The organism is Methylosinus sp. PW1 (genome assembly GCF_000745215.1).
Lineage (GTDB): Bacteria > Pseudomonadota > Alphaproteobacteria > Rhizobiales > Beijerinckiaceae > Methylosinus.
The window spans coordinates 2868042-2893726 of record NZ_JQNK01000009.1 but is presented as its reverse complement, the minus strand read 5'-3'; the positions used below and the strand labels follow the sequence as shown (position 1 = coordinate 2893726).

The following is a 25685-nucleotide window of genomic DNA, read 5'->3' as shown; positions in this document are numbered from 1 at the left end:
ACTCGAGCAACAGAGGCGTCGTCGTTCCACCTCGCGGCCGAGCGCGATCATCTGATCACGCAAATCCACGCGCTTACATCGGAGCGCGATAAATGGGCCGGCGACAACGCCGCTTTTGCCGCCGCGCGCGACAAGGCGGTCGAAGAACGGGATGATATGCGCGCGCGGCTCGACGCCGCCACGGCGGACTGTGATCGAATCGCCGCCGAGCGCGACCGCATCGCCGACGAGAAGGCCGCCCTCATCGCCGAGTTCGACGACCGCGGCGCGCTGCGCGAACGGGCGGCCGGCGCCGCACAGACGAGCGCTGCGGTCGTCGCGGCGGCGCAGTGACGGAGAAAAGGCGATCAGCCGCCGGAGAGCGCCAGCGCCATCGGCATGGTGACTCCGGCGACGAGGGTCTGCACGCTGATGATGCCCGCCGCGACGCGATGATCGCCGCCGAGCAGCCGCGCCATGATATAGGCGGAGGGCGTGCAGGGCAGCGCGCTGAACAGCACCATTCCGCTCAGCGTCACGCGATCGAGGCCGAGTCCCGAGCCGATCCAATAGGCGAAGAAGGGCAGAGCGACGAGCTTGACCGCCGCCGATTGCAGCACCGGCCCCAGTGACACGCGCGCCGCGCCGAGATCGAGCCCTGCGCCCACCGAGAGCAGGCCGAGCGGCAGAGAGGCGGAGCCGAGCACATGCAGAGTCTCGAGCGCCACGGCCGGCAGCGGCAGGCCAGACAGATTCGCCAGCGCCCCCGCGAGCACGGAGACCACGACCGGATTGCCGGCGATGGCGCGCGCGAGGCGGCGTGGATCGGCGCTCTTCTGCTCGCCATAGAAGGCGAGGATGAGAATGGAGAGAATGTTGAACAGCGGAATGGCGATGGCGATCGCTATGGAGGTCGCCATCAGCCCCGGTCGGCCGAAGACGGCGGTGGCGGCGGCGACGCCGACATAAGTGTTGGGCCTCACCGCCCCCTGCAGCACGGAGGAGAAGGTCGGCCCCGCCTGCGGCCGCAACAGCCGGCCGGCGAAGATCAGCGCCCCGCCGGCGGCGGCCGCGCCCAGCACGGTGGCGGCGATGGCGCGCAAGGGAAGGTCGGCGAGATCGGCGGTCGCGATCTGCGCGAACATCAGCGACGGAAACAGGCAGAAATAATTCAGCCGCTCGCAAGGAAGCCAGAACTCCTCCGGCAGGAGGCGGCGATGGCGGAACGCATAGCCCAGAAATATGAGGATGAAAATCGGCGCGAGCGCCGTCAGCACGGCCGACATGCGAGAAACCTCTCCTGACCCCGGCGGAACGGCGCGACAAAAGTTCCGAAGCCATTGTCATAGCAATGATTTACAGCGCCGATCAAATGGATATAAAGTCTGTCGCGCGCCGCCGCAGCGGAAGGCTGCGCTCCGCCCTGCGGAAATGAGAGGATAATTTTCTCCACGTTTCCGGTCGGCCGCGGCGCATCGCCGCCTCCCGAGCCCGGCGGAGAGGGCTCTCTATCCTTCCCGCTCGTTTCTGCTATAAGCCCCTCGCGCGCCCGGTTTTCCGGGCGGCTCCGCTCGCGGCGACCCTCGCTGGACGACATCCCGGCCCCGGCCGCGGCCCGCGGACCCACAGCAGAAAAGAAAAGGACCTCACCGATGTCGATCACTGCGGAGCGCAAGCAGGCGCTCATCAAGGAATATGCGACCAAGCCGGACGACACCGGCTCGCCGGAAGTGCAGGTGGCGATCCTCACCGAGCGCATCACCAATCTGACCGGCCATTTCAAGACCCATGTGAAGGACAATCATTCGCGTCGCGGTCTCTTGAAGCTCGTGTCGCAGCGCCGTCAGCTGCTCGACTATGTGAAGTCGAGAGACGAGCCGCGCTATCGCTCCATCATCGAGCGTCTCGGCATTCGTCGCTGAGCCTGCGTCGCTGAGCTCACGCCCGCTCGCGGGACGCGCCTCGAAAGAGGTCGAGAGAAAGCGAGATCGCGGTCCGCCGCGATTTCGCGTATGAAAAAACGGTTCGGCCGAACGATTCGGCCGCTTCATTGCCGGAAGGGATGCGCGAAAGGGCGGCCCTTCCAATGTTCGGCGGGCGGCATGGGGCCGCGCCGCCGGCCCTCGGCAGATCGTCATGGCAGGATCGCCGGACGCTGAGGCGAGGATCTTTCGAAGCGTTCGCGGCTTCGCGTCTTTGAAAATCCCCGCCCCGCAGCCTCTCGCCGTCTTGCCCATGACGCCTCGCCAAGCCGACGCGCGACATGGCGCGTCATGAGAGAAAGACGAAAGACATGTTCCAAATCCATCGCGAAGAGCTCGACTGGGCGGGCCGCAAGCTGATCCTCGAGACCGGCAAGATCGCCCGCCAGGCGGACGGCGCCGTTTTCGCCAGCTGGGGCGAGACCACTGTGCTCGCGACCGTCGTCTCCGCCAAGGCGCCCAAGCCCGGCCAGGACTTCTTCCCGCTGACGGTGAATTACCAGGAGAAAGCCTTCGCCGCCGGCCGCATTCCGGGCGGCTATTTCAAGCGCGAAGGCCGCCCCAGCGAGCGCGAGACGCTGGTCTCCCGCCTCATCGACCGGCCGATCCGCCCCTTGTTCCCGGACGGCTATCGCAACGACACGCAGGTCATCGTGACCGTGCTGAGCCACGACCTCGAGAATGATCCGGATATTCTCGCGCTGGTCGCCGCCTCGGCGGCGCTGACGCTCTCGGGCATTCCCTTCATGGGTCCGGTCGGCGCGGCGCGCGTCGGCTATATCAACGGCCAGCTCAAGCTCAATCCGACCATCGAGGAGGCCAAGCTCTCGGCGCTCGATCTCGTCGTCGCCGGCACGTCCGATGCGGTGCTGATGGTGGAATCGGAGGCGCAGGAGCTCTCCGAGGACGTCATGCTCGAGGCGGTGATGACCGGCCATCGCGGCTTCCAGCCCATCATCGACGCGATCATCCGCCTCGCCGAGCGCGCCGCCAAGGATCCGCGCGACCTCAATGTCGCCGACAAGTCCGAGGTCAACGCCGCCGTCGCCGCCATCGCCGAGACCGAGCTGCGCGCCGCTTATAAGATCACGGTGAAGCAGGATCGCTACGCCGCCGTGGACGCGGTGAAGGCCAAGGTCTTCGCCGGCCTGCTGCCGGAAGGCGGCGAGGCGAAATTCTCCAAGGAGCATGTCGCCGAGGCCTTCCACGATCTGCAGGCCAAGGTCGTGCGCTGGAACATTCTCGACGACGGCATCCGCATCGACGGCCGCGACGTGAAGACGGTGCGCCCGATCGTCGCCGAGGTGGGCGTGCTGCCGCGCGCGCATGGTTCGGCGCTGTTCACCCGCGGCGAGACGCAGGCGCTGGTCGTCGCGACGCTGGGCACGGGCGAGGATGAGCAATTCGTCGACTCGCTCGAGGGGACGTATAAGGAGCGCTTCCTGCTCCATTACAACTTCCCTCCCTACTCCGTCGGCGAGACGGGCCGCATGGGCTCGCCCGGCCGCCGCGAGATCGGCCATGGCAAGCTCGCCTGGCGCGCCATCCGTCCGATGCTGCCGGCCGCCGCCGAATTCCCCTACACGCTGCGCGTCGTCTCGGAGATCACCGAGTCCAACGGCTCCTCCTCCATGGCCACCGTCTGCGGCTCCTCGCTGGCGCTGATGGACGCGGGCGTGCCGCTGAAGAAGCCGACCGCCGGCATCGCCATGGGCCTCATCCTCGAGGGCGCGCGCTTCGCCGTTCTCTCCGACATTCTCGGCGACGAGGATCATCTCGGCGACATGGACTTCAAGGTGGCGGGCACGTCGGACGGCGTCACCTCGCTGCAGATGGACATCAAGATCGCCGGCATCACGGAAGAGATCATGCGCGTGGCGCTGGGCCAGGCGCGTGAGGGCCGTCTGCATATTCTCGGCGAGATGGCCAAGGCGCTCACCACCTCGCGCGCCGAGCTCGGCGAGTTCGCGCCGCGCATCGAGACGCTGAAGATCGCCACCGACAAGATCCGCGAGGTGATCGGCACCGGCGGCAAGGTCATTCGCGAGATCGTCGAGAAGACCGGCGCCAAGATCAATATCGAGGACGACGGCACGGTGAAGGTCGCCTCCTCCGACGGCAACTCGATCAAGGCGGCGATCAATTGGATCAAGTCGATCGCCTCGGACCCCGAGGTCGGCCAGATCTATGAGGGAACCGTGGTGAAGACCGCCGACTTCGGCGCCTTCGTCAATTTCTTCGGCGCCAAGGACGGCCTCGTTCACATCTCGCAGCTCTCCAAGCAGCGCGTGAACAAGACCACCGACGTGGTGAAGGAAGGCGACAAGGTGAAGGTAAAGCTGCTCGGCTTCGACGATCGCGGCAAGGTGCGCCTCTCCATGCGCGTCGTCGATCAGCAGACCGGCGAAGACCTCGAGGCCAAGGAAAAGGCCGAGGCGGCCGCCAACGCCGGCGAGTGACGCGACAGATGGGGCTCGCCCGGCGCGGGCCCTCATCCGACCCTCGCTGACGCGAGGGCCACCTTCTCCCGCTCGCGGGAGAAGGATCCCGCGTCGAGAGTGTCGTCTCTTATTCCCACATACAGAAGAACAGGGCGCTCCCTTCTCCCGCGCGCGGGAGAAGGTGGCCCCGCGAAGCGGGGTCGGATGAGGGTGCGCCCCCGCGACTTATTTCGTAAGGGTTTTTCCAATGCGATTTCGTCCACCCTTTCTCGTCGCTTTCTTGCTCGCCGCCTCCCCCGCTGTCGCCGAGACCGCGCCGCTCGAGCGCATTCTCTCCGCGACACCGATCTATCTCTCCGATGGCGGCGGCCGTGATCTCGCCGTGCTCGTCGACAATCTCGACAATGGCGCCGATCTCTATGTCTATCTCGGGCTCGATCAGGATGCTCTGCGCGCCGGCGCCAAGCCGGCCTTCGTGAAGAAGAACGCCGCCTGGAACGGCGGCATGGCCGGCCAGCGGCCTTCGCTGGCGGTGAGCGACAAGGGCTCGCTGCTGATCAAATCCGAGAATGATTCGATCGGCCGCGACCGCTGGAGCGAGACTTTGACGGTCATCCGCCGCAATGGCGCGCTCATCGTCGCCGGCTTCACTTATGCGAGCCGCGACACGATCGACCCCAACGCCGGCAAGAGCTGCGATCTCAATTTCCTCTCCGGCAAGGGAACGCGCAACGGCAAGAAGATCGAGATCAAGGCGCAGACGATTTCGCTCGCCGATTGGTCGGACGACAATCCGCCCAAAGAGTGCGAGCGCTGACCGAACCCTCGTCCCGTTCACCCTCCCTCCCGAAAGCGGATGCGAATGTCATCCGCGCTTGCTAAGGAAGGGCCGCAAGAGAGGGATTAGAGGCGTGAACGAGGCGGCGAAAACCGATTTATCGAGCGGCGACGCTCTCGGCGCGATATTGGCGTCGTTTCAGCGCGCGGGCTTTACCCGCTGCGAGCCGAAGATATTGCAGCCGGCCGGCGTCTTCCTCGACCGCTCGGGCGAGGATTTCCGCGGCCGCCTGTACCTCACCAGCGACGCCGCCGGCGACGACGTCTGCCTGCGGCCGGAATATACGATCCCCGTCTGCCTCGCCTATCTCGCCTCGGCGACGGCGGGGGCGCCCGCCTCCTTCGCCTATGGCGGCACTGTGTTCCGCTTTCCCGCCGAGGGCGAGACGGGCAGCGGCGAGCTGTTGCAGGCCGGGCTCGAGAGCTTTGGCCGCGACGATCGCGAAGCCGCCGACGCCGAGATTCTCGCCGCCGCCCTCGAGGCCGCCTCCGCGGCCGATGGCGTGGCGCTGCATGTGGAGACCGGCGACGCCGGCCTCGTCTCCACCTTTCTGGATCGGCTCGATCTGCCGCCCGCCTGGCGCCGGCGTCTCGAGACGGGACACGCCCGCGGCGAGTCGCTGTCGCAGATTTTCGCTCCGCCGGCCAATGGCAAGGAGCACGCCGGCGTGCTCGCCGCGCTCGAGAAGGTGGACGCCAAGGAGGCGCGCGCGCTCGTCGAGGATCTTCTGTCCATCGCCGGAATTTCGCCGGTCGGCGGCCGCAGCGCCGGGGAGATCGCCGAGCGCTTTCTGGATCAGGCCGCTCTCGCCGGCGGCGCCGGCGTGAGCGCCGAGAAGCATGCGCTGGTCGACGCTTTTTTCGCCATTCAGGGCCAGATCGACGAGGCCGCGGCCGCGCTGCGCGAGCTGGCGAAGGACGCCGCGCTCGACCTGACCGCGGCGCTCGACTCGCTCGACACGCGCTCGGGCTTTCTCGCGGCGCGCGGCGTCGATCTCGATCGCGTGCGCTTCTCCGCGAGCTTCGCGCGGAGGCTCGACTATTACTCGGGCTTCGTCTTCGAGGCGCGGCGCGAGCCCGCCGGCCCGGCGCTCATCGGCGGCGGGCGCTATGATCGCCTGCTGAAGACGCTGGGCGCGAAACAGGACATTCCCGCTGTCGGCGCGGCCATATGGGTCGACCGGCTGACGGCGCGCAAAGGAATCGCGGCATGACCGCAACGACGCCTGACAAGCTCATCGTCGCCGTTCCCTCCAAGGGTCGGCTGCAGGAGAACGCCAACGCCTTTTTCGCCCGCGCGGGCATAGAAGTGACGCAGGGGCGCGGGGCGCGCGACTATCGCGGCCAGCTCGCCGGAGTGGAGGATGCGGAGGCGGCCTTTCTCTCCGCCTCCGAGATCACCTCGCGGCTGGCCAGCGGCGACGTCCATCTCGGCGTGACGGGCGAAGACCTCGTGCGCGAGACGATTGCCGACGCGGCGAGCAAGGTGGAGATTCTGGCGCCGCTCGGCTTCGGCAAGGCCAATGTGGTGGTCGCCGTTCCGCAGGCCTGGATCGACGTGCGGACCATGGCCGATCTCGCCGATGTCTCGGCCGGCTTTCGCGCCCGCCATGGCCGCGGGCTGCGCGTCGCCACCAAATATATCCACACGACGCGGCGCTTCTTCGCCAAGCACGCTATCGGCGATTATCGCATCGTCGAGAGTTCCGGCGCCACGGAAGGCGCTCCGGCGGCGGGCTCCGCCGATCTCATCGTGGACATCACCACCACGGGCGCGACACTCGTCGCCAATGCGCTGAAGACTTTGGACGATGGCGTGATCCTGCGCTCGCAGGCCAATCTCGTCGCCTCGCTGACCGCGCCCTGGACGCCGCGGGCGCGGGAGGCGGCGCGCATCATCCTCTCGCGCATAGCGGCCGAGGAGCAAGCCCGCACCACGCGCGAGATCCGCGCCCGCGTGACGCTGGACGACGCCCTCCTCGCCGAGGCGGCGGAGAAATTTTCCGTTGAGCTGCGCGAGCGCGGCGACGGCGGCTTTTTCGCCTTCTCCGCCCCGGCGGATGGCGCGCCGCAATTCGCCGATTGGCTGATCGCCAAAGGCGCGCGCACGGTGACGAGCGCCCGGCTGGACTATGTGTTCAGCGCGGAAAATGCGCTGTGGAGCCGGCTGCAAGGGCGGATTTGATCGGGTTGCGGCGCGAAAAGCGCCGATAGCCGGACGAGCCCCCTCCCCAGCCCTCCCCCGCTGCGCGGGAGAGGGAGCAGATGCCGCGCTTCATCGAAATTTCGCCCAACGCTGGCCGCCCCCTCTCCCGCGAAGCGGGGGAGGGTGAGGGAGGGGGCCTTCGCGCCCGCCTTCGGCTTGAATGGCGCAGGCGGCCGAACTTTTCCCATTTTGAGAATTCGCCGATGATCGGCGTCGTCCCCGGCGCTGGCGGAGTGGCGCGGCGCGCCGGGGACCCAAAGCCGAACTCGTTACACTGCGGCTTCGGACGCCCGCCGGCTTCGACGCGCCGGCGGATGTGCGAGGACGGTCAATGCGTGTGGCGCAATAGCAGCAGCAACGCGATCGGATTGGTCGTCACATAGCGCAAGAACAGCCGGCGCGGCTCGAGCCGAAGACGGAAGGCCCATTCGAGGCCCGCCTTCTGCATCCACATAGGGGCGCGCTTCTTGGCGCCGGCCACAAAATCGAACAGGCCTCCAGATGTCTTGATCACTTTGACGTTTCGAAGGCGATCGCTCCATTTTCGCACGAATTCCTGCTCACGCGGCACGCCCAGCGCGAGCCAGACGATATCGGGCGCCAGCTCGTCGATCTCGTCGATCTTGCGCTCCAGCTCCTCGCCGGCGAGATAGCCATGCGAGCGGCCGACGATGCGCAGGCCCGGAAAGCGGCGCTTGGTGACCTCATAGGTCGCGCGATTGACCTCCTCCGTCCCGCCGTAGAGGTAGAAGGTGACGCCCTCGCGCGCGGCCATTTCGGCGACCAGCGGATAGAGATCCGTGGTGGCGACGCGCTCCGGCAACGCCCGCGCGCCCAGCAGGCGCGAAGCGAAGACGAGCGGCTGGCCGTCGGCGCTGATGAGATCGGCCTCGTCGACGAGCTCGGCGAATTCGCGGCTGGCGCGGCGACGCGCCAGCACCTCGCCATTGACGGAGGTGAGATAGAGCGGCCCATTCTCCCGCGCGGGGCGGAGAGCCGCCTCGATCATCAGCCGCGCGGTCGCCGCGAGATCGAGCCGAGCGACGCGAACGCCGCCAACAGTGATCTCCTCGATGTCCCGGAACGCCGGTTTACGCTGGAACGCCATGAATACGCTACCCTTTTTTCGCCTGCCGTCCCGTTTCGAAACGTGGTCGGCAATGTCGAAGGGTAGGCTGAGAGATGCGTGCCAGACAGAATCGGCGCTGTTCTGTGCGGATTCGAAACGGGACGACGGACGGAGCTACCGTCCTGTCCGCTCAAAGCGGCCGGCGGGCCGGCGAGGGGTCGCTGTCGAGCCGCGCGAAGAGGAGATGGTCGCGCCATTGGCCGTTGATGTTGAGATAGGCCCGCGCGAAGCCCTCCTGATGGAAGCCATTGCGCTCCAGCAGGCGAATGGAGGCGGCGTTGGACGGCAGGCAGGCGGCCTCGACGCGATGCAGGCGCTGGCGGCTGAAGGCGTAATCCAGCGCGGCGCGCACGGCGCGGGACATATAGCCCTTGCCGGCATAGGGCTCGCCCATCCAATAGCCCAGCGTCGCCGCCTGGGACACGCCACGACGCACATGGCCGAGCGTCAAGCCGCCGACGAGAACGTCGTCCGCCTCGCGGAAGACGAAGAAGGAATAGGCCTCGTCGCGCGCCATCTCCTCGGCGTGGCGGCGCACGCGATAGCGAAAGCTCCCGCGCGTGAGATCATCCGACGGCCAGGTCGGCTCCCAGGGCGTCAGAAAGGCGCGGCTGCGCTCCCTGAGCGACGCCCAGGCGACGAAGTCCCGCATCTCCGAGCCACGCAGATAGACGCCCTCGCCGCGCAGCGGAAGATCGCGATAGGCGGGAACCAGGCCGAAGAGCGCCATGGAAGCCCTCTCAGACCGTGGCGCGCGCCGCGCGGGCGCGCTCGGAAATAAAGGCCGCGACCTTGCCCGCATCATTGTCGAGCACGGTGAAGCGCTCGCGCGCGTCCAGAATATGCGCGAGATGCTCGGGCAGCGGCGGGCGCTTGCCGATGGCGCGCTCCACGGCGTCCGGGAATTTCGCCGGATGGGCGGTGGCGAGCGAGACGATCGGCGTCGCGGGGTCGATCGCGAGGCGTTTTCGCGCCGCGTGAACGCCGGTGGCGGCGTGCGGATCGAGAATATAGCCGGTCTCGCGATAGGTGCGGGCGATCTCTTCCGTCGTGTCGGCCTCATAGGCCGCGCTCGCCTCGAATTCGGCGCGGATCGCTTCGAGCGGCGCGGGGGCGACGGTAAAGCCCTTGGATTGATCCAGCGCGCCCATCAGCCCGCGAATTTGCGCGGCGTCGCGGCCATAGACGTCGAACAGCAGACGCTCGAAATTGGACGAGATCTGAATATCCATCGACGGCGATTGCGTCGGAATCACCTCGCGCAGCTCATAGCGGCCTGTCGCCAGCGTGCGCGCGAGAATATCGTTGGAATTGGTGCCGATGACCAGCTTGCCGACGGGCAGGCCCATGCGCTCGGCCACATAGCCCGCCAGCACATCGCCGAAATTGCCTGTGGGAACCGCGAAGCTCACCTCGCGATGCGGCGCGCCGAGCGCGACGGCGCTCGTGAAATAATAGGCCGTCTGCGCGACGACGCGCGCCCAATTGATGGAATTGACGCCGGCGAGGCCGACGCTCTCGCGGAAGCGCGCGTCGCGGAACAGCGATTTCAGAATCGATTGCGCATCGTCGAAGGAGCCGCGCAGCGCAATGGTGTGGATGTTGGCGGCCTCGACCGTCGTCATCTGCCGCCGCTGCACGTCCGAGACGCGCTCATGCGGATAGAGGATGAAGACATCGACGCGATCGAGCCCGGCGAAGGCCTCGATCGCCGCCGCGCCCGTGTCGCCCGAGGTGGCGCCGACAATGGTCGCGCGCAAGCCACGACGGGCGAGGACGGCGTCCATCATGCGCCCGAGCAATTGCATGGCGACGTCCTTGAACGCCAGCGTCGGGCCATGGAACAGCTCGAGGACGAAGAGATTGTCGGCGATCTGCGTCAGCGGCGCGATGGCGCTGTGACGGAAGCCCGAATAGGCGCTCTGCGTCAGAGCGCGCAGCTCGGCGCCGTCGAAGGCCTCGCCGAGGAAAGGCGCGATGATGCGCGCGCTGGCCTCGGCATAGGGGAGGCCGGCGAGAGAAGCGATATCGCCGCGCGCCAATCCCGGATAGGAGACGGGCGCATAGAGGCCGCCGTCGGAGGCGAGGCCGGCGAGGAGAACGTCTTCGAAGGCGAGCTCTGGAGCTTCGCCGCGTGTGGAAATGTAGCGCACGGCGTCTCTTCTACCCGCGAAGGCGGCGCCGGCAAAGTCCGAAGGCGCCGAAATCGTCGTGAGATTCGGCGCCGCTCGAGAATGAGCGGCCGCGTCAGCGCTGCTTCAGCCGGCCGAATGCGTAGAAGGCGAAGCCTCCCGCGACCGCGGCAGAAAGCGAGAACCAGGTGATGGCGTAGGAAAGGTGATTATTGGAAAGCTCGATATTGTGGTCGTAGACGCGCGGCAGGCCGGGCGTCGGCGTCGCCGGATCGAGCTCGAGCAGAAAGGGCGCGGCGTCGGCGATTTTGAGATAGGCGGCCAGAGCCCGCGCATCGGCGGTGTAGAACAGGCCCTCCTGCGGCGAATCGGCCGGCGTGAAGAGATTGCGCGCCTGCGGCCCGCGCAGCAGGCCGGCGATCGCGACCGGACCGGCAGGCTCGCGCTTGCGGGTCTCGTCGCCGCGCTGCGACAGCGGCAGAAAGCCGCGATCGACTAGGATCGCACCGCCGCCGTCGAGCAGCAGAGGCGCGATCACCCGATAGCCCGGCTCCACCCCTGCGCCGGAGGGCGGCGGGGAGAAGATCAGCGCCTCGCGCGCAAGATCGAAATGGCCGGACGTTCGGACATGGGTGAAATCATAGTCATGCGGCGCGAGAGCGTCCCATTGCGCGCGCGGCGGCGGCGCGACGGGCGCGGCCGCCGCGCGCGTCTCGACGCGCTCGATCAGCGCCTCCTTCCAGGCGAGGCGCCGAAGCTGCCAGACGCCGAGCCCGGCCAGCAGCGCCGCCATGACGAGCGAAAAGATCGCCGGCCCGATAAGAGCGCGCGCTTCAGCCTTCATCGGCGCGATGCCCCTCCTCCGCCTTGTTGAAATATTGCAAGGCGATCAGCAGGCTCTTGGCCGGCCGCAGCAGACCGGCGCAGACGATGATCGTCAGCGGCAGGAAGATCAGCCCATGCACCCAATAGGGCGGCGAATAGGCGACCTCGACATAGAGCGCCGCGCCGACGACGATGAAGCCGGCGATGGTCATCACGAAGACGGCCGGCCCATCGCCCGAATCGGCGAAAGCGAGATCGAGCCCACAGACCTCGCAGCTCGGCGCGAGCGTGAGGAAACCGCGGAACAAATGTCCTTTGCCGCAACGCGGGCAGCGGCCGAGCAGGCCGGCGACATAAGGATTGACGGTGGAGTGTTCGTCCGCGGCCATGATGTTCCTATCCCTTTTGCGAGGGCGAGAGATCGACAAAACGAAAGAAGCGCCGACGAGACCCCGTCGGCGCTTCTCTCAAAAGAAGCCGAATTGGACTCGTCCCGTCACTCCATATGGCCGCCCCAGTTGCCCCAAACGTAGATGGAGGCGAACAGGAACAGCCAGACGACGTCGACGAAATGCCAATACCACGCGGCGAACTCGAAGCCGAGATGCTGCTCCGGCTTGAACTGGCCGGCGAGCGTGCGCGCGAGGCAGACGATCAGGAAGATGGAGCCGACGATCACATGGAAGCCATGGAAGCCGGTCGCCATGAAGAAGCTCGCGCCATAGATCGAGCCTTTGAAGGCGAAGGGCGCATGGGCGTATTCATAGGCCTGGACGCCGGTGAAGATCAGGCCGAGCGCGATGGTGGCGATGAGGCCCCTCTTCAGCGCGTCGCGATTATTGTGCAGCAGGCCGTGATGCGCATAGGTGAGCGTCGCGCCGGAGGTGAGCAGGATCACCGTGTTCAGCAGCGGCAGATGCCAGGGATTGAGCACCTCGATCCCATGCGGCGGCCACACGCCCTGGAACAGCTCGGTGCGGGCGAACTGCTGCGGATCGGCCGGGAAGATCGCCGAGTTGAAGAAGGCCCAGAACCAGGCGACGAAGAACATCACCTCGGATAGGATGAAGAGGATCACGCCATAGCGGTGATGCAGCTGCACGACCGCGGTGTGATGGCCCTCATGCTCGGCCTCGCGGATGATGTCGCTCCACCAGGACCACATGGTGAAGAGAATGCCGGCGAATCCGGCGCTGAACAGCAGCGGGCCGCCGATCTTCACGCCCAGCAGCGGCAGGCCCTTCATCCAATAGATGGCGCCGATCGCGGTGAACAGCGCGGCGAGCGAGCCGACGAGCGGCCACGGGCTCGGATCGACGAGATGATAATCGTGATTGGGTTTCGCGTGTCCGTCCGACATATCAGTATCCTCGAGATTTCGCCGGCCGGGCCGGTCTCGTTCACAGGGCTCCATTCGCTCGAGTGGCTCGCCCCGCCGCGGGCGCCCCCCGTCGCATTCTTTTTACGTCACGTCTTCGGCTTCACGCCGCTCGCCGCCTCCTTGGGCTTTGCGTCCTTGGGCTTTTTGGAGGCGAAGAAGGAATAGGACAGCGTGATCTCCTCGACGCGGGCCATCGTCTCATCGGCCTCGAGCGCCGGATCGAGGAAGAACACCACCGGCCATTCGGCGCTCTCATGCGGCGCGAGCTTCTGCTCCGAGAAGCAGAAGCAGGCCAGCTTGTCGAAATAGGCGCCGGCCTGATCCGGGCTGACATTGTAGGCGGCGACGCCGCTCGTCTCCTGATCGGAGAGATTGACGACCTTATAATAGACGGTCGCGGTCTCGCCGGTGCGCACCACGATGCGGGGCGTCTCCGGCTCGAAGCGCCAGGGCAGATCGCGCGCGACATTAGCGTCGAAGCGCACGCCGATGCTGCGCTCGCCGGGCTTGGCCGGCGCGAGCTTGGCGACCTGCGTCGTGCCGCCGAAGCCGGTGGCGGAGCAAAAGGCGCGATAGAGCGGGACCGAGGCGAAGGACAGAATCAGCATCGCCACCGAGCCGCCGATCAGCAGCGCGGCGCCCCTGCCGGCATGGCCTTTCTCTTTGCGATCCGCGCCCATCACGACCTCATCCGGCTCGCGGCACGACGTTGCCGCCGAGCTTCACAATGGTGACGAAATAGAAGAGCGCCACGAACAGCGCCACGGCGACGCCGATCGCAATATTGCGGGCGCGGCGGCTCTTCGCCTGCTCCGGCGTGAGGACGACGCCCTCTCGCCGCTCAGTGTCCTCGTGTCGGCCGATCGTCATGCGATGCTCCTTCAGGCGAGCCAGGACGAGAGGGCGACGAGCCTCTCGATCACCAGAACCATGAATAACAGCGTCAAATAGACGATGGAGAAGAAGAAGAGGCGCATCGCCGCGCGGCGCGCCTTGTCGCCGTCGCGGCGCAGATAGACCTCCACCGCGCAGGCGACGAGCGCCACGCCCAGCAGCAGCGAGACGAGGCCATAGACCGGCGAGGCGAAACCCAGCAGATAGGGCGCGACGCCGATGGGCGCGAGGAAGATGGAATAGACGAGAATCTCGAGGCGGGTGCGCGTCTCGCCATGCACATTGGGCAGCATGGGGATGCCGGCGGCGCCATATTCCTCGCGCTTGACCAGGGCCAGCGCCCAGAAATGCGGCGGCGTCCACATGAAGATGATGCCGAAGAGAATGACGCTGGAGAGATCGACGGCGCCGGTCGCCGCCGCGAAGCCGACGACGGGCGGCAGCGCGCCGGCCGCGCCGCCGATGACGATGTTCATCGGCGTCGAGCGCTTCAGCCACATCGTATAGACGACGACATAGAAGAAGATGGTGAAGGCGAGCAGGCCGGCGGCCAGCCAATTGGCGACCAGGCCGAGCGTGAACACCGCCATTATGGAGAGGAAGAGGCCGAAGGCGAGCGCCTCCTCGCGGTCGAGACGGCCGGCGGGAATGGGCCGGCGGCGCGTGCGCGTCATCAGCCGATCGATATCGGCGTCGTACCACATGTTGAGAGCGCCCGACGCGCCCGCGCCGACGGCGATGGCCAGCAGCGAGGCGAAGGCGATGAAAGGATGCGGAGCAGTCGGCGCCAGCAGAACGCCGGCGAGCGCCGTGAACACGACGAGCGACATCACGCGCGGCTTCAGCAGAGCGAAATAATCGCCCGGGGCGGCGACAGGCGCGCGCGGGGCCGAAGCTTCGTCGAGGATGAAGGAGGCGTCGCTCATGCTCTCACTCTTTTCTTGGCGATCGTTCTCGTTCTCGATTTTCGACGGTCACGCGAAGATCATTGTCTCGCGGAGATCGTCGTCGTGTCGGCGATCGTTCCGAAGGTCTCGCGGGGCGCTCGTCCCGGGAGAAGAGCCGGATCGCTCCGGCCGCGACGGGCTTGCGCCGCGGCCGGAGGGAATTGCCTCAGTGGTGGCCCGAGCCGGTGATCCGCGGGAGGGTCTCGAACTGATGGAAGGGCGGCGGCGAGGACAGCGTCCACTCGAGCGTCGTCGCGCCCACGCCCCAGGGATTATTGCCCGCCTCACGCTTGCGCAGGAAAGCCTCCGCGACCGTGTAGAAGAAGAGCAGGACGCTGACCGCGGCGATGGCGGCGCCGACCGACGACCAGTAGTTCCACAGCGCGAACGCGTCCGGGTAGTCGATGTAGCGGCGCGGCATTCCGGCGAGGCCGAGGAAGTGCTGCGGGAAGAAGACGAGGTTGATGCCGGCGAAGAGCAGCAGGAAATGCGCCTTCGACAGTGTCTCGTTGTACATGTAGCCCGTCATCTTCGGGAACCAGTAGTAGAAGCCCGCGAAGACGCCGAACACCGCGCCGAGCGACATGGTGTAGTGGAAGTGGGCGACGACGTAATAGGTCTCGTGCAGCTGGCGGTCGGCGGAGGCGTTGGCCAGCACGACGCCGGTGACGCCGCCGAGCGTGAACACGAAGATGAAGCCGATCGCCCACCACATGGGCGCGCGGAAGGAGATCGAGCCGCCCCACATGGTCGCGATCCAGGAGAAGATCTTGATGCCGGTCGGCACCGCGATGACCATTGTGGCGAAGACGAAATAGCGCTGCGCGTTGAGCGACAGGCCGACCGTATACATGTGGTGCGCCCACACGATGCAGCCGAGGAAGCCGATCGACACCATGGCGTAGGCCATGCCGAGATAACCGAACACGGGCTTGCGCGAGAAGGTGGAGACGATGTGGCTGATGATGCCGAAGGCCGGCAGGATCAGAACATAGACTTCCGGGTGGCCGAAGAACCAGAACAGATGCTGGAACAGGATCGGATCGCCGCCGCCCGACGGATCATAGAAGGTGGTGCCGAAGTTGCGGTCCGTCAGCAGCATGGTGATGGCGCCGGCGAGCACGGGCAGCGTCAGCACCAGCAGGAAGGCCGTCACCAGCATGCCCCAGGCGAACAGCGGCATCTTGTGCAGCGTCATGCCCGGCGCGCGCATGTTGAAGATGGTGGTGATGAAGTTGATCGAGCCGAGGATCGACGAGGCGCCGGCCAGATGCAGCGAAAGGATCACATAATCCATCGCCGGCCCGGGATGGCCCGTGTTGGACGACAGAGGCGGGTAGAACACCCAGCCGCCGCCGAAGCCGAGCGAGCCCGGAGCGCCCTCCGCGAAGGTCGACAGCACCACCAGCACCAGCGCCACGGCGAGCAGCCAGAAGGAGATGTTGTTGAGGCGCGGGAAGGCCATGTCCGGCGCGCCGATCATGATCGGCACGAACCAATTGGCGAAGCCGCCCATCAGCGCCGGCATGACGAAGAAGAAGATCATCAGCACGCCATGAGCGGTGATGAACACATTGTAGAGATTCTTGGCCGCGTCGATATTGGTCGGATCGGTCCCGTGCAGCAGCGCGGAAATGCCCGGAAACACCGAGATGCCCGGATGCGCGAGCTCGGCGCGAATGGCCATGGACATCAGGAAGCCGATGAGGCCGCCGACGACGGCGAGGATCAAATAGAGCGTGCCGATGTCTTTATGGTTGGTCGAGAAGAGAAAGCGGCGCAGGCCGGTAGGGTGGTCGTGGTGGGCCCCCGCCTCGGTCGAGATGGCGTCCATGGTCGTGATCCTCGAGAATGCTTGGCTTTGTTCGGTTGGCGATGCGAGAAGGTCAGCGCGCGGCGCTCTCGTCGGCGACGCGCATGCGCCCGTCGGCCTGGGCGAACTTCTTCTTCGCCTCGACCAGCCATTCTGCGTATTTCTCCTTGGAGACGACGCGGATGGCGGCCGGCATGAACGCGTGATCCTTGCCGCAGATCTTCGAGCACTGGCCGTAGTAGACGCCTTCCTTCTCGGCCTTGAACCAGGTCTCGTTCAGGCGGCCCGGCACGGCGTCGATGCGGACGGTGAAGGCCGGAATCGTGTAGGAGTGGATCACGTCGGAGGCGATCACTTGCAGCTTGACGACCTCGCCGACCGGCACGACCGCCTCATTGTCCACCGAGAGCAGACGAACGTCGCCATTCTCGGGCTTCAGCTCGGCCTCCGGCTTCAGGAACTGATCGAAGGAGAAGCCGCCGCCCTGATCCTCGGGATAGGCGTAGGACCAGTACCATTGATTGCCCGTGACCTTGATCGTCACCTTCGGCTCGGGAATCTCGACCTGATGCGCGAGCAGGCGGAAGGAGGGGATGGCGATGAACACCAGGATCAGCACCGGAACCAGCGTCCAGACGACCTCGAGGCCGGTGTGATGGGTGAGCTTGGAGGGAACCGGATTGGCGTTCTCGTTGAAGCGCCAGCAGACGTAGATGAGAAGGCCGAGAACGAAGAGACCGATAAAGCTGATAATGGGAAGCAGAATGACATTGTAGAAAAACTGCGTCTCGGCGCCGACTTCCGTCACTGTCGCCGGAAGACCGAGGCCTCCCGGAGTGGGCTGCCCGATCACCTCGGCGGATGCGACGCCGGCGAGCAGGAGCAAGGAGGATACGGCGCCGGCCATCAAGGCCGCGCGGCGGAGTGTGAGTCGTCTGCCGATGAGCATGAAGATCGCCTCTCGGACCTCAGGAACAAGGTCGTTATGATTTTGTTATCCGGTAGCTATAGATCGGCCCGAACCCGCCACAAATCCGGCCCGTCAGGTATTCCCACGCGGGTTCAACCACAAACAGCGGCGCCGCGCAATCGCTGCGGCGCCACAGTCTGCCTGACAAAAAGTCGCGCCACCTGGCTCTGCGCAAAATTGCGGCGTCGGCGCCCGGCGGCTTGACAGCGGGCGGCCATTTGCTACGCAGGACTGGACCTTCGAGATTTTTCGTAACGCCCCGATTTGGCCCGGTTTCGATCCTAAGGGCCATAGGAATCCGCATCGAAGAAAAGATGGAGCGAAAATGAGGCCGCACGCCGCCGTTCTCCGGCTCGCGAGGTTGCGACATGTGGTCGCGGGGCTGTTTTTCGCAGTCGCAGCATGGTCTATGGCCTCGCCCGCCGCGGCGCAGGGCGCCGTCAAATCGAAATATGGCGATTGGGAGATTCGCTGCGAGACGCCGGCCGGCGCGGCCGCCGAGCAATGCGCGCTGATTCAGAGCGTCGCCGCGGAGGACAAGGCCAATGTCAATCTCGTCGTCGTGGTGCTGAAGACCAGCGACGGCAAGAGCCGGCTGCTGCGCGTCATCGCGCCGCTGAATGTCTTGCTCATCAAAGGCCTCGGCCTCACCATCGACAAGACGCGCATCGGCGACACCGGCTTCGTGCGCTGCCTGCCGTCGGGCTGCGTCGCCGATGTGGTGATGGACGATGCGCTCGTCGACCAGCTCAAGAACGGCAAGACCGCGACTTTCGTCATCTATCTGACGCCGGACGAGGGCGTCGGCCTGCCCTTGTCGCTCGCCGGCTTCAAGGAGGGATTCGCCAAATTGCCGTGATGGCGGTAATGGCGTTTCGAGAAGTGGATGGGCGAGAGGGGTGAGAGGGCCGATGGACAAGAGACGGATGAAGGGACGCTTTTTCGCGATTCTCTCGATTTCCGCCGTGGCGGCCGCGCTGGCGGCGAGCGGCGCGAGCGCCTTCGACTTTCCCAATCCGCTCTCTGTCTTCGGCGGCGGCGAAAAGGAGCCGCAAAAATCCGATCGGCCCGTGCAGGCCGCGCCCGGCGCGGCGGTCGACTGCCCGGAGATTCTCGTCGACACTGGCGCGGCGACGCTGCGCGTTCCGCCGGGGGCGGATAATTCCTCCGTGCGCTATCAGCTCTCGCTGTCGCATCTGGCGCGCGAATGCACCGTGTCGGGCGATCAGATTCTCATAAAGGTGGGCGTGGAAGGCGCGGCCGTGCTCGGCCCCAATGGCCAGCCCGGCTCCTTCTCCGGCGCGCTGAAGATCTCCGCGCGCAGGCAAAAGGATGAATCGATCCTCGCCTCCAAGAGCTACCACGTCTCGGCCAACGTCCCCGCCGGCGCCGCGCGCGGCGAGTTCCGCGTGATCTCGGAGCCTTTGTCGGTCCCCTATCTCGGCGCGCAGGCGGCCGATGATTACGAGATTCTCGTCGGCTTCGAAGGCGGCGCGGCCGACAAATCCGCCCCGGCGCAAAAGCGCCGCAAGCGCCACGCGCGCACGACTACAGAAGCTTCCCCGGATTGAGGATTCCCTTCGGGTCGAGCGCGGATTTGATCGCGCGCATCAGCTCGAGCGCCACCGGGTCCTTCACTCTGCGCAGCAGATCGCGCTTCAGCACGCCGATTCCATGCTCGGCGGAGACCGAGCCCGCATATTTCGTCACCAGCCCATGGACGATCTCGTTGATCTCCGCGCGGCGGGCGAGGAAGGCGCCGCGATCGGCGCCCTCGGGCTGCGAGACATTATAGTGGATGTTGCCGTCGCCCATATGGCCGAAGGGCGTCGGCCGCGCGCCCGGCGCATGGGCGATGACGCGCGCGCTCGCCTCCTCGAGAAAGGCCGGAATCGATTCCAGCGGCACGGAGACGTCATGCTTGATCGAGCCGCCCTCGGGCTTTTGCGCTTCCGGCAGGGTCTCGCGCAGCTTCCATAGGCCGGCGCGCTGCTCCAGCGTCGCGGCGAGGGCGGCGTCCTCTGCTATGCCCTGCTCCATCGCCTCGCCGAGCAATTCGGTCAGCAGCTCCTCGACGCCGCTCTCGGCGGGCGAGGCCAGCTCCATCAGCACATACCAGCCATGCGCGCCGGCGAGCGGATCGCGCACGCCGGCGATATGGCGCGTCGTGAATTCGACGCCGATGCGCGGAATCAGCTCGAAGGCGACCAGCGCCGAGCCGGCTCGCGCCTTGGCGAGCGTCAGCAGCTCCAGCGCCGCGCGCGGATCGGGAAGGCCGACGAAAGCGGTGGCGCGCGAGCGCGGCAGGGGAAAAAGCTTCAGCGTCGCGGCGGTGATGATTCCGAGCGTCCCCTCCGAGCCGATGAACAAATGGGCGAGATCATAGCCCGTATTGTCCTTGCGCAGCTTGGAGAGGCCGTTGAGCAGCCGCCCATCGGCGAGCGCCACCTCGAGCCCGAGCGCGAGATCGCGCGTCGTTCCATAGGCGATCACATGCACGCCGCCGGCGTTGGTGGCGAGATTGCCGCCGATGGTGCAGCTGCCTTCGGCGGCGAGTGAAAGGGGGAAATAGCGGCCGGCGGCCTCCGCTGCGGCCTGGACATTGGCGAGAATGACGCCGGCTTCGACCGTCATCGTGTCGGAAGCGGGATCGACCTCGCGAATCCTGTCGAGCTTTTGCAGCGACAGCACGATCTGCGCGCCGCTGTCGTCGGGCGTCTGGCCGCCGACGAGGCCTGTATTGCCGCCCTGCGGAACGACGCCGACGCTCGCCTCGTTGCAGAGGGCGAGAACGGAAGCGACCTCGCGGGCGCTTCGCGGCCTGACGATGCAAGGAGCCCGTCCAAAAAAGGCGTCGCGCGGCTCGCGGAGATAGGCGGCCATATCGCCAGGATCGACGATGACGCCGCCACTTCCCACGATCGCGCTCAGGCGATCGAGCAGCCCCGTGTCATCGCGTCCTTTTTCGACGGCGGTCAGCGAAGATTGCCTCGATTGCGGCGGACCTTTGCGAGAAGGTCACCAGTGGCGACGGCGACGATGCGCTTCATCGGTGCGGCGGACCCGCACATAAGCGGCGGCGGCGACAGGAAGTCCGCCGAGGACGATACTGCACAATGTTGCGGCGAGAAGCGCATTCATGTGACCATCTCCTTCCAGATTTGAGCCTGGCCCCCCGAGGAGCCGGCTCCCCACGCTGGACATGGACGCAAATCCTATGCCCAACTCGGCCGGGCTGGCAAGACAAATTCCCCGCCCGGCCCGGAAACGCTTTCTGAAAACCGTCCATTGTCACATGAAATGCATCGATGACATGTAGGATTTGCGGGCCATTCCGCCATAGGCGGGCGCACGAAAAACTGCGCGCCGCCGGCGCTCGCGTCAGCGCGACAATAGCCGCCGGCGCGGCGCCGCCTCGGACGCCCGCTCGAAGAGAGCGACCAGCTCGAGATGCGGCGAATGCCGAAATTGGTCGATCGGCGTGATGAATTTTGCGGCATATCCGCCCTTGCTCAAAACAGCGGCGTCGCGCGCGAAGCTCTGGGGATCGCAGGAGACGGCGACAATTCTGCGCACGGTGGAGGCGGCCAGCGCCTCGGCCTGCGCCAGCGCGCCGGCGCGCGGCGGATCGAAGACGACCGCGTCGAAGCGGCTCAGCTCCAGAGGGTCGAGCGGGCGGCGGAAGAGGTCGCGCGCCTGGGCGATGATCGGCCGCAGCCCCCGCGCCGTGCGGGCGGCGCGGTCCAGCGCCTCCACCGCGGCCACATCCGAATCGATCGCCGTCACTTGCGCCTGCGCCGCGAGCCGCAGCGCGAAAGCGCCGACGCCGCAGAAGAGATCGGCCACGCGCTTGGCCTTCTCGCCGACGCCCTGCGCGACGAGGCGCGCGATGGCGGCCTCGCCCTCCGCCGTCGCCTGCAGAAAGGCGCCGGGCGGCGGGAGGACTTGCGTCTTGTCGATCATCACGCCGGGCGGGAGACGCAGCGTCACCAGTCGCCCGTGATTGGCGAGACGGGCGAGATCGAGGGTTTCGGCGAGCTCCAGCAGCGCCAGAGTCTCGCGCTCCTCCAGCTCGCCGGCGCCGCGAATGTCGATATCGAGGCCGCCGGTCGCCGCGGTCACGGCGAGATCGAGCGGCTTGCCGCGCCCGGCGAGCGCCTGCGCCAGAGCCCGCGCCGCGGCTGGCGCGCCGGCGAGGCGCGGCTCGAGCAATGGGCAGGCGTCGATCTCGACGAGATCATGCGAGCGGGCGCGCATGAAGCCGACGCGCGCCACGCCCTTTTCGTAGCGGGCATGAAAGGTCACGCGCCGGCGCCCTGCGCCATGGGCGTCGATCAGCGGCTCGACGGGCCAGTCGAGCCCGGCGTTGCGCAGCGCCGTCTCGGCGAGGCTGCGCTTCCATTGCGCATAGGCGGGCGCGGCCAAGCTCTGCACGGCGCAGCCGCCGCAAACGCCGTAATGCGGGCAGAAGGCCTCGATGCGATCCGGCGAGGGCTCGAGAATATCCACGACGCGGGCGCGCTCGCCCTCCACCTCGGCGAGAACCGTCTCGCCCGGCAGAGAGAAAGCCGCGAAGACCAGCCCCTCCCCGGTGCGGGCGACGCCCTCGCCCTTATGGCCGAGACGTTCGATGACCAATCTTTGCAACATCAGGCCCGCCGCGCATGGAGGAGAAATTCGCGATTGCCGTCGCCGCCCTCGATCGGCGAGGCGATGACGCCGAGCACAGGCCAGGCCAAAGCCTCGACCTCCGTGGAAATGCGCGCGCAGACCTCGGCGTGGATGGCCTCGTCGCGCACGACGCCTTTTTTGCCCGCCCTACGGCCGGCCTCGAATTGCGGCTTGACCAGAGCCAGCAGGCTCGCGCCCTCGGCCGCGAGCGGCAGCACCGGCGGCAGCACCAGCGCCAGCGAGATGAAGCTGGCGTCGATCACGATCAGCGACGGCGCCTCCGCCAGATGCTCTCGCGTCAAAGCGCGCGCATCCTGTCCCTCCAGCGAGGTGACGCGCGCATCGCGCCGCAGCCGCTCGTGCAATTGATCGTGGCCGACATCCACCGCCACGACATGGCGCGCGCCGGCGCGCAGCAGCGCGTCGGTGAAGCCGCCGGTCGAGGCGCCGACATCGAGGCAATAGCGGTCCTGCGCATCGATGGCGAAAGCCTCCAGCGCATGGGCGAGCTTGACGCCGCCGCGCGAGACGTAAGGATGCGGCGCCCGGGCGACGATCTCCGCGCCGGGCGCGACGAGCTGCGAAGGCTTGGCGATCCTGCGGCCATCCGCCTCGACGAGGCCCGCGAGTATCGCCTCGCGCGCCTTGGCCCGACTCTCGAAAAAGCCCCGCTCGCACAAAGCCACATCGGCGCGGAGCGGCCCCTGCGCGCTCACCATCTCAGCAATCGGGCGCCGAGCGCCGCTCCAGCGAGCGTGACGATGCCGATGGCCAGCGAATACCAGACGGCGACAAAGAGCGGGCTGTCGTCGGTGCAATGCGTGGCGTAGAAGCTCGCCGCCAGCGCGCCGGCGACGAGGCCGGCGACCGCCCCGGCCAGCGCTGGCCGGCTGGGCGCGCCGCGCCGCAGCGCCAGCATGAGAATGGCGAGCGGCCCCGTCGCGATCAGCGGAATGAGCAGGACGCAGGCGCGGGCGTTGTGGCCGACGAGCCGCGCGCCCCAGCTGCTCGCCGGCGCGGCGATGAGCTCGAGGCCGACCGCGAGGAGCAGCGCCAGCAGCGCCAGCAAAGGCGCGAAACGCCAATAGCCGGGCTCGACGCCCGGCGTGGCGAGCCGGCGCAGCAGGCCGGCTCCGGCGGCGAGCAGGCCGAGCGTCACCGCGAATTTGGCGAGAAAGCGCAGCGTGCCCATCGCCTCGTCGAGATCGGCCCGCACGCCGATGAAGCCGAGGAGCGCCGCTCCGGCGACGATGGCGGCGGCGACGAGCGCGCCGGCAAAAATCTGCGCGAAGCGAAAGCGTGACAGTGAATGGTCCGCGACGAGCGCGCCGATCAGCTCTTCCGTTCTCATTTCTCGCCCCTCCGATAGAGCGCCGCCAGAGCCTTGATCGCGCGATGCAGAGCGACGCGCACCGCGCCCTCGCTCATTCGATAGCGCTCGGCCGCCTCCTTCACCGAATGTCCGTCGATCGAGAGGAAGCGCACCAGATCGCGCTGACGCTCGCCGAGCCCGCCGAGCAGACGATCGACATCCTGCCGATCGACGCCATCGTCCGCCGCCTCGGGCGCCGCGAGATCGAAGGCGTCGTCGATCGGCAGCGGCGATTTGGCGCCGCGGCGACGGCGCGTGTCGATCAGCTTGTTGCGCGCTATGGTCATGATCCATGGGCCGATCGGCCGGTCCATATCCCAAGTGTCGCGCTTCAAATGAATGGCGAGCAGCGTCTCCTGCACGATATCCTCGGCCTCGCCGACATCGAGGCCGAGCCGCGCGCAATCGCGCCGCGCGACGCCGCGCAGCGTCGGCGTCAGCGACAGCAGCAGCCTCTTATAGGCGCCCGAATCGCCTGCGACGGCGGCGCGCATCAGCACGGCCCATTCCTCCTCGGCGTCTCGCGCTCCCAAATGCCCACCTTGCCATTCGTGAAAAAGCGCTCTCTCGTTACGTCATGCGCGGGGGATGCGTCGAGAGGCGCGTTTTCGGTTCTCGCATTTTCGCGGCGCGTCACAAAAACGCCGGACTATTCGCGCCTTCTTAACGAAAGAATCGCAAATCTATCGACGCGCCGCGTGACAGCGGCCTCGCCCGCTGCGGGCGCAGTCGGATTGGAGCTTCCCCTTGCGTAGGTTTTCGAAGTCCGTCTTTTCGTTGAGCGTTCTCGCTCTCGCCGGCGCCGGGACGCAGGCGGCGATCGCCGCGGGCGACGCCTATGACGGCCAGGCCGAATGGGCGCAGCGCTATGACGCCGACCCGAGACTGACCGTCTCGCGCTCGACGACGCCCATCCTCTCCACGCAGACCGTGGCCGCGACCGAAGCGGCCATGGCGCAGCTGCAGGAAATCGTCGCGCGCGGCGGCTGGCCCATGGTGCCGGCCGGCCAGCAGCTGCGGCTCGGCTCCAACGGCCCCGCCGTCTCGGCGCTGCGCCGCCGGCTCATCGTCTCGGGCGACATCGGCGCCGAGGCCGGCGTGAGCCCCGTCTTCGACTCTTACGTGGAAGCCGCGGTGCGCCGCTTCCAGGCGCGCCACGGCGTCAACGCCACGGGCGTCGTCTCGACGCAGACCTTCGCCGCGCTCAATGTCTCCGCCGAGCTGCGCCTGCGCCAGCTCGAGACCAATCTCGTGCGCCTGCGCAGCTTCTCGCGCGATCTCGGCAATCGCTATGTCACGGCCAACATCCCCGCCGCCACTGTGGAGACGGTGGAGAACGGCGCCGTCGTCACCCATCACACGGCCGGCGTCGGCAAGATCGACCGCCAGTCTCCGGTGATGCAGACCAAGGCGATCCAGGTCAATTTCAACCCGTTCTGGACCGTGCCCGCCTCCGTCATCCGCAAGGATCTGATCCCCAAGATGCAGGCGGACTCCAACTATCTCTCGGACAATCACATCCGCGTCTACAATAAGGAGGGCGTCGAGCTCTCCCCGCAGCAGATCAACTGGAACTCGCTCGAGGCGCTGAACTACAAGTTCCGCCAGGACACGGGCGGCGATTTCAACTCGCTCGGCGTGGTGCGCATCGACATCGCCAATCCTTACGGCGTCTATATGCACGACACGCCGGCCAAGGGCATTTTCGGCGACGACTTCCGCTTCGTGTCCTCCGGCTGCATCCGCCTGCAGAATGTGCGCGACTATGTCGCCTGGCTGCTGAAGGAGACGCCCGGCTGGGACCGCGATCATATCGACGAGGCGATCCGCTCCGGCGAGCGCATCGATGTGAAGATTTCCCCCGCCGTGCCGGTCTATTGGGTCTATGTCACCGCCTGGGCGACGCCCGACGGGGTGATGCAGTTCCGCGAGGACATTTATCAGCGCGACGGCCTCGGCCTCACCGCCTCCATCCCGCAGCAATCGGCCCCCGCCCCGACGCCCGTGGCGTCCCGGCAGGCCTCCCGCTCGCCGCAGCTGCTGCCGGTGTTCGGCGAGGAAGAGAACTGAGCGGACAATTGCTCTCTCTCATCAGCCGCGGGCGCG

The 25685-nt window shown here is 66.8% G+C and carries 27 protein-coding genes; 9 read left to right on the top strand and 18 right to left on the bottom strand.

Annotated features, from left to right (window positions below; genetic code table 11):
* Nucleotides 1–156 precede the first annotated feature (156 nt).
* Nucleotides 157–333: a hypothetical protein gene (locus K369_RS26830; protein ID WP_156968031.1), complete on the top strand. Its 177-nt coding sequence runs from the start codon at nt 157–159 to the stop codon at nt 331–333.
* A 14-nt stretch (nt 334–347) separates the two neighbouring features.
* On the opposite strand, the gene K369_RS23275 is transcribed toward K369_RS26830, so the two are convergent.
* Entirely contained in the window at nt 348–1265 is a 918-nt protein-coding gene (locus K369_RS23275) for an AEC family transporter (RefSeq protein ID WP_036294677.1), read from the bottom strand.
* A gap of 366 nt (nt 1266–1631) precedes the next feature.
* Here K369_RS23275 and rpsO point away from each other — a divergent pair, with 366 nt between their 5' ends.
* The 5 genes from rpsO to hisG all read left to right on the top strand — a co-directional run bounded on the left by rpsO (nt 1632) and on the right by hisG (nt 7424).
* Nucleotides 1632–1901 (top strand): 30S ribosomal protein S15, encoded by a 270-nt coding sequence (gene rpsO, locus K369_RS23270; RefSeq protein ID WP_018266720.1) that lies wholly within the window; start codon nt 1632–1634, stop codon nt 1899–1901.
* 371 nt (nt 1902–2272) lie between these two features.
* On the top strand, nt 2273–4420 hold the full coding sequence (gene pnp / locus K369_RS23260) for a polyribonucleotide nucleotidyltransferase (RefSeq protein WP_036296398.1): 2148 nt from the start codon (nt 2273–2275) through the stop codon (nt 4418–4420).
* Nucleotides 4421–4649: 229 nt separating this feature from the next.
* Complete coding sequence (locus K369_RS23255; protein WP_036294673.1) at nt 4650–5219, top strand: hypothetical protein; 570 nt, start codon at nt 4650–4652, stop codon at nt 5217–5219.
* Nucleotides 5220–5313: 94 nt separating this feature from the next.
* A complete protein-coding gene (locus tag K369_RS23250; protein WP_084570795.1) occupies nt 5314–6453 on the top strand; it encodes an ATP phosphoribosyltransferase regulatory subunit in 1140 nt (379 codons plus the stop codon).
* On the top strand, nt 6450–7424 hold the full coding sequence (gene hisG, locus K369_RS23245; RefSeq protein ID WP_036294671.1) for an ATP phosphoribosyltransferase: 975 nt from the start codon (nt 6450–6452) through the stop codon (nt 7422–7424). Before K369_RS23250 ends, hisG begins: the two co-directional genes overlap by 4 nt.
* 349 nt (nt 7425–7773) lie before the next feature.
* On the opposite strand, the gene K369_RS23240 is transcribed toward hisG, so the two are convergent.
* From K369_RS23240 to coxB, 11 genes are all read right to left on the bottom strand, one after another.
* Nucleotides 7774–8553, bottom strand: coding sequence for a WecB/TagA/CpsF family glycosyltransferase (locus tag K369_RS23240; protein ID WP_036294669.1), 780 nt, complete (start codon nt 8551–8553; stop codon nt 7774–7776).
* A gap of 151 nt (nt 8554–8704) precedes the next feature.
* Entirely contained in the window at nt 8705–9304 is a 600-nt protein-coding gene (locus K369_RS23235) for a GNAT family N-acetyltransferase (protein WP_036294667.1), read from the bottom strand.
* 10 nt (nt 9305–9314) lie between these two features.
* The gene (thrC, locus tag K369_RS23230; RefSeq protein ID WP_036294664.1) at nt 9315–10727 is read right to left on the bottom strand and encodes a threonine synthase; all 1413 of its coding nucleotides are present in this window, start codon (nt 10725–10727) and stop codon (nt 9315–9317) included.
* Between the two features lie 94 nt (nt 10728–10821).
* Entirely contained in the window at nt 10822–11550 is a 729-nt protein-coding gene (locus tag K369_RS23225; protein ID WP_036294661.1) for an SURF1 family protein, read from the bottom strand.
* On the bottom strand, nt 11540–11920 hold the full coding sequence (locus tag K369_RS23220; protein ID WP_036294658.1) for a DUF983 domain-containing protein: 381 nt from the start codon (nt 11918–11920) through the stop codon (nt 11540–11542). Before K369_RS23220 ends, K369_RS23225 begins: the two co-directional genes overlap by 11 nt.
* A gap of 107 nt (nt 11921–12027) precedes the next feature.
* Nucleotides 12028–12891 carry a cytochrome c oxidase subunit 3 gene (locus K369_RS23215; RefSeq protein ID WP_036294656.1) on the bottom strand — a complete coding sequence of 288 codons (864 nt, stop codon included), beginning with the start codon at nt 12889–12891 and terminating at the stop codon, nt 12028–12030.
* A 107-nt stretch (nt 12892–12998) separates the two neighbouring features.
* Complete coding sequence (locus K369_RS23210; RefSeq protein WP_018266731.1) at nt 12999–13592, bottom strand: cytochrome c oxidase assembly protein; 594 nt, start codon at nt 13590–13592, stop codon at nt 12999–13001.
* A gap of 7 nt (nt 13593–13599) precedes the next feature.
* Nucleotides 13600–13782, bottom strand: coding sequence for a hypothetical protein (locus K369_RS23205; protein ID WP_018266732.1), 183 nt, complete (start codon nt 13780–13782; stop codon nt 13600–13602).
* Between the two features lie 11 nt (nt 13783–13793).
* On the bottom strand, nt 13794–14732 hold the full coding sequence (locus tag K369_RS23200; RefSeq protein ID WP_036294652.1) for a heme o synthase: 939 nt from the start codon (nt 14730–14732) through the stop codon (nt 13794–13796).
* A 187-nt stretch (nt 14733–14919) separates the two neighbouring features.
* Complete coding sequence (ctaD, locus tag K369_RS23195; RefSeq protein WP_036294648.1) at nt 14920–16587, bottom strand: cytochrome c oxidase subunit I; 1668 nt, start codon at nt 16585–16587, stop codon at nt 14920–14922.
* A 52-nt stretch (nt 16588–16639) separates the two neighbouring features.
* Nucleotides 16640–17515 carry a cytochrome c oxidase subunit II gene (coxB, locus tag K369_RS23190; RefSeq protein WP_036294645.1) on the bottom strand — a complete coding sequence of 292 codons (876 nt, stop codon included), beginning with the start codon at nt 17513–17515 and terminating at the stop codon, nt 16640–16642.
* 346 nt (nt 17516–17861) lie between these two features.
* Here coxB and K369_RS23185 point away from each other — a divergent pair, with 346 nt between their 5' ends.
* Entirely contained in the window at nt 17862–18395 is a 534-nt protein-coding gene (locus tag K369_RS23185; RefSeq protein WP_036294642.1) for an invasion associated locus B family protein, read from the top strand.
* 52 nt (nt 18396–18447) lie between these two features.
* Entirely contained in the window at nt 18448–19107 is a 660-nt protein-coding gene (locus tag K369_RS23180) for a hypothetical protein (protein ID WP_036294639.1), read from the top strand.
* On the opposite strand, the gene K369_RS23175 is transcribed toward K369_RS23180, so the two are convergent.
* From K369_RS23175 to K369_RS23155, 6 genes are all read right to left on the bottom strand, one after another.
* Complete coding sequence (locus K369_RS23175) at nt 19085–20419, bottom strand: FAD-binding oxidoreductase (protein WP_245278277.1); 1335 nt, start codon at nt 20417–20419, stop codon at nt 19085–19087. The genes K369_RS23180 and K369_RS23175 overlap by 23 nt on opposite strands.
* Before the next feature lie 135 nt (nt 20420–20554).
* Nucleotides 20555–20677 (bottom strand): hypothetical protein, encoded by a 123-nt coding sequence (locus tag K369_RS28025; protein ID WP_256367021.1) that lies wholly within the window; start codon nt 20675–20677, stop codon nt 20555–20557.
* A gap of 240 nt (nt 20678–20917) precedes the next feature.
* Nucleotides 20918–22186, bottom strand: a complete 1269-nt coding sequence (locus tag K369_RS23170) for a class I SAM-dependent RNA methyltransferase (RefSeq protein WP_198033187.1) — start codon at nt 22184–22186, stop codon at nt 20918–20920.
* Nucleotides 22186–22926: a TlyA family RNA methyltransferase gene (locus K369_RS23165; RefSeq protein WP_036294632.1), complete on the bottom strand. Its 741-nt coding sequence runs from the start codon at nt 22924–22926 to the stop codon at nt 22186–22188. Before K369_RS23165 ends, K369_RS23170 begins: the two co-directional genes overlap by 1 nt.
* Complete coding sequence (locus K369_RS23160) at nt 22920–23558, bottom strand: NrsF family protein (protein WP_036294630.1); 639 nt, start codon at nt 23556–23558, stop codon at nt 22920–22922. Before K369_RS23160 ends, K369_RS23165 begins: the two co-directional genes overlap by 7 nt.
* Nucleotides 23555–24073 (bottom strand): sigma-70 family RNA polymerase sigma factor, encoded by a 519-nt coding sequence (locus K369_RS23155; RefSeq protein ID WP_051949575.1) that lies wholly within the window; start codon nt 24071–24073, stop codon nt 23555–23557. The genes K369_RS23160 and K369_RS23155 overlap by 4 nt, the downstream gene beginning before the upstream one ends.
* A gap of 283 nt (nt 24074–24356) precedes the next feature.
* On the opposite strand from K369_RS23155, the gene K369_RS23150 reads away from it, so the two are divergent.
* Complete coding sequence (locus K369_RS23150; RefSeq protein ID WP_036294624.1) at nt 24357–25649, top strand: L,D-transpeptidase family protein; 1293 nt, start codon at nt 24357–24359, stop codon at nt 25647–25649.
* The last annotated feature ends 36 nt before the right edge of the window (nt 25650–25685 follow it).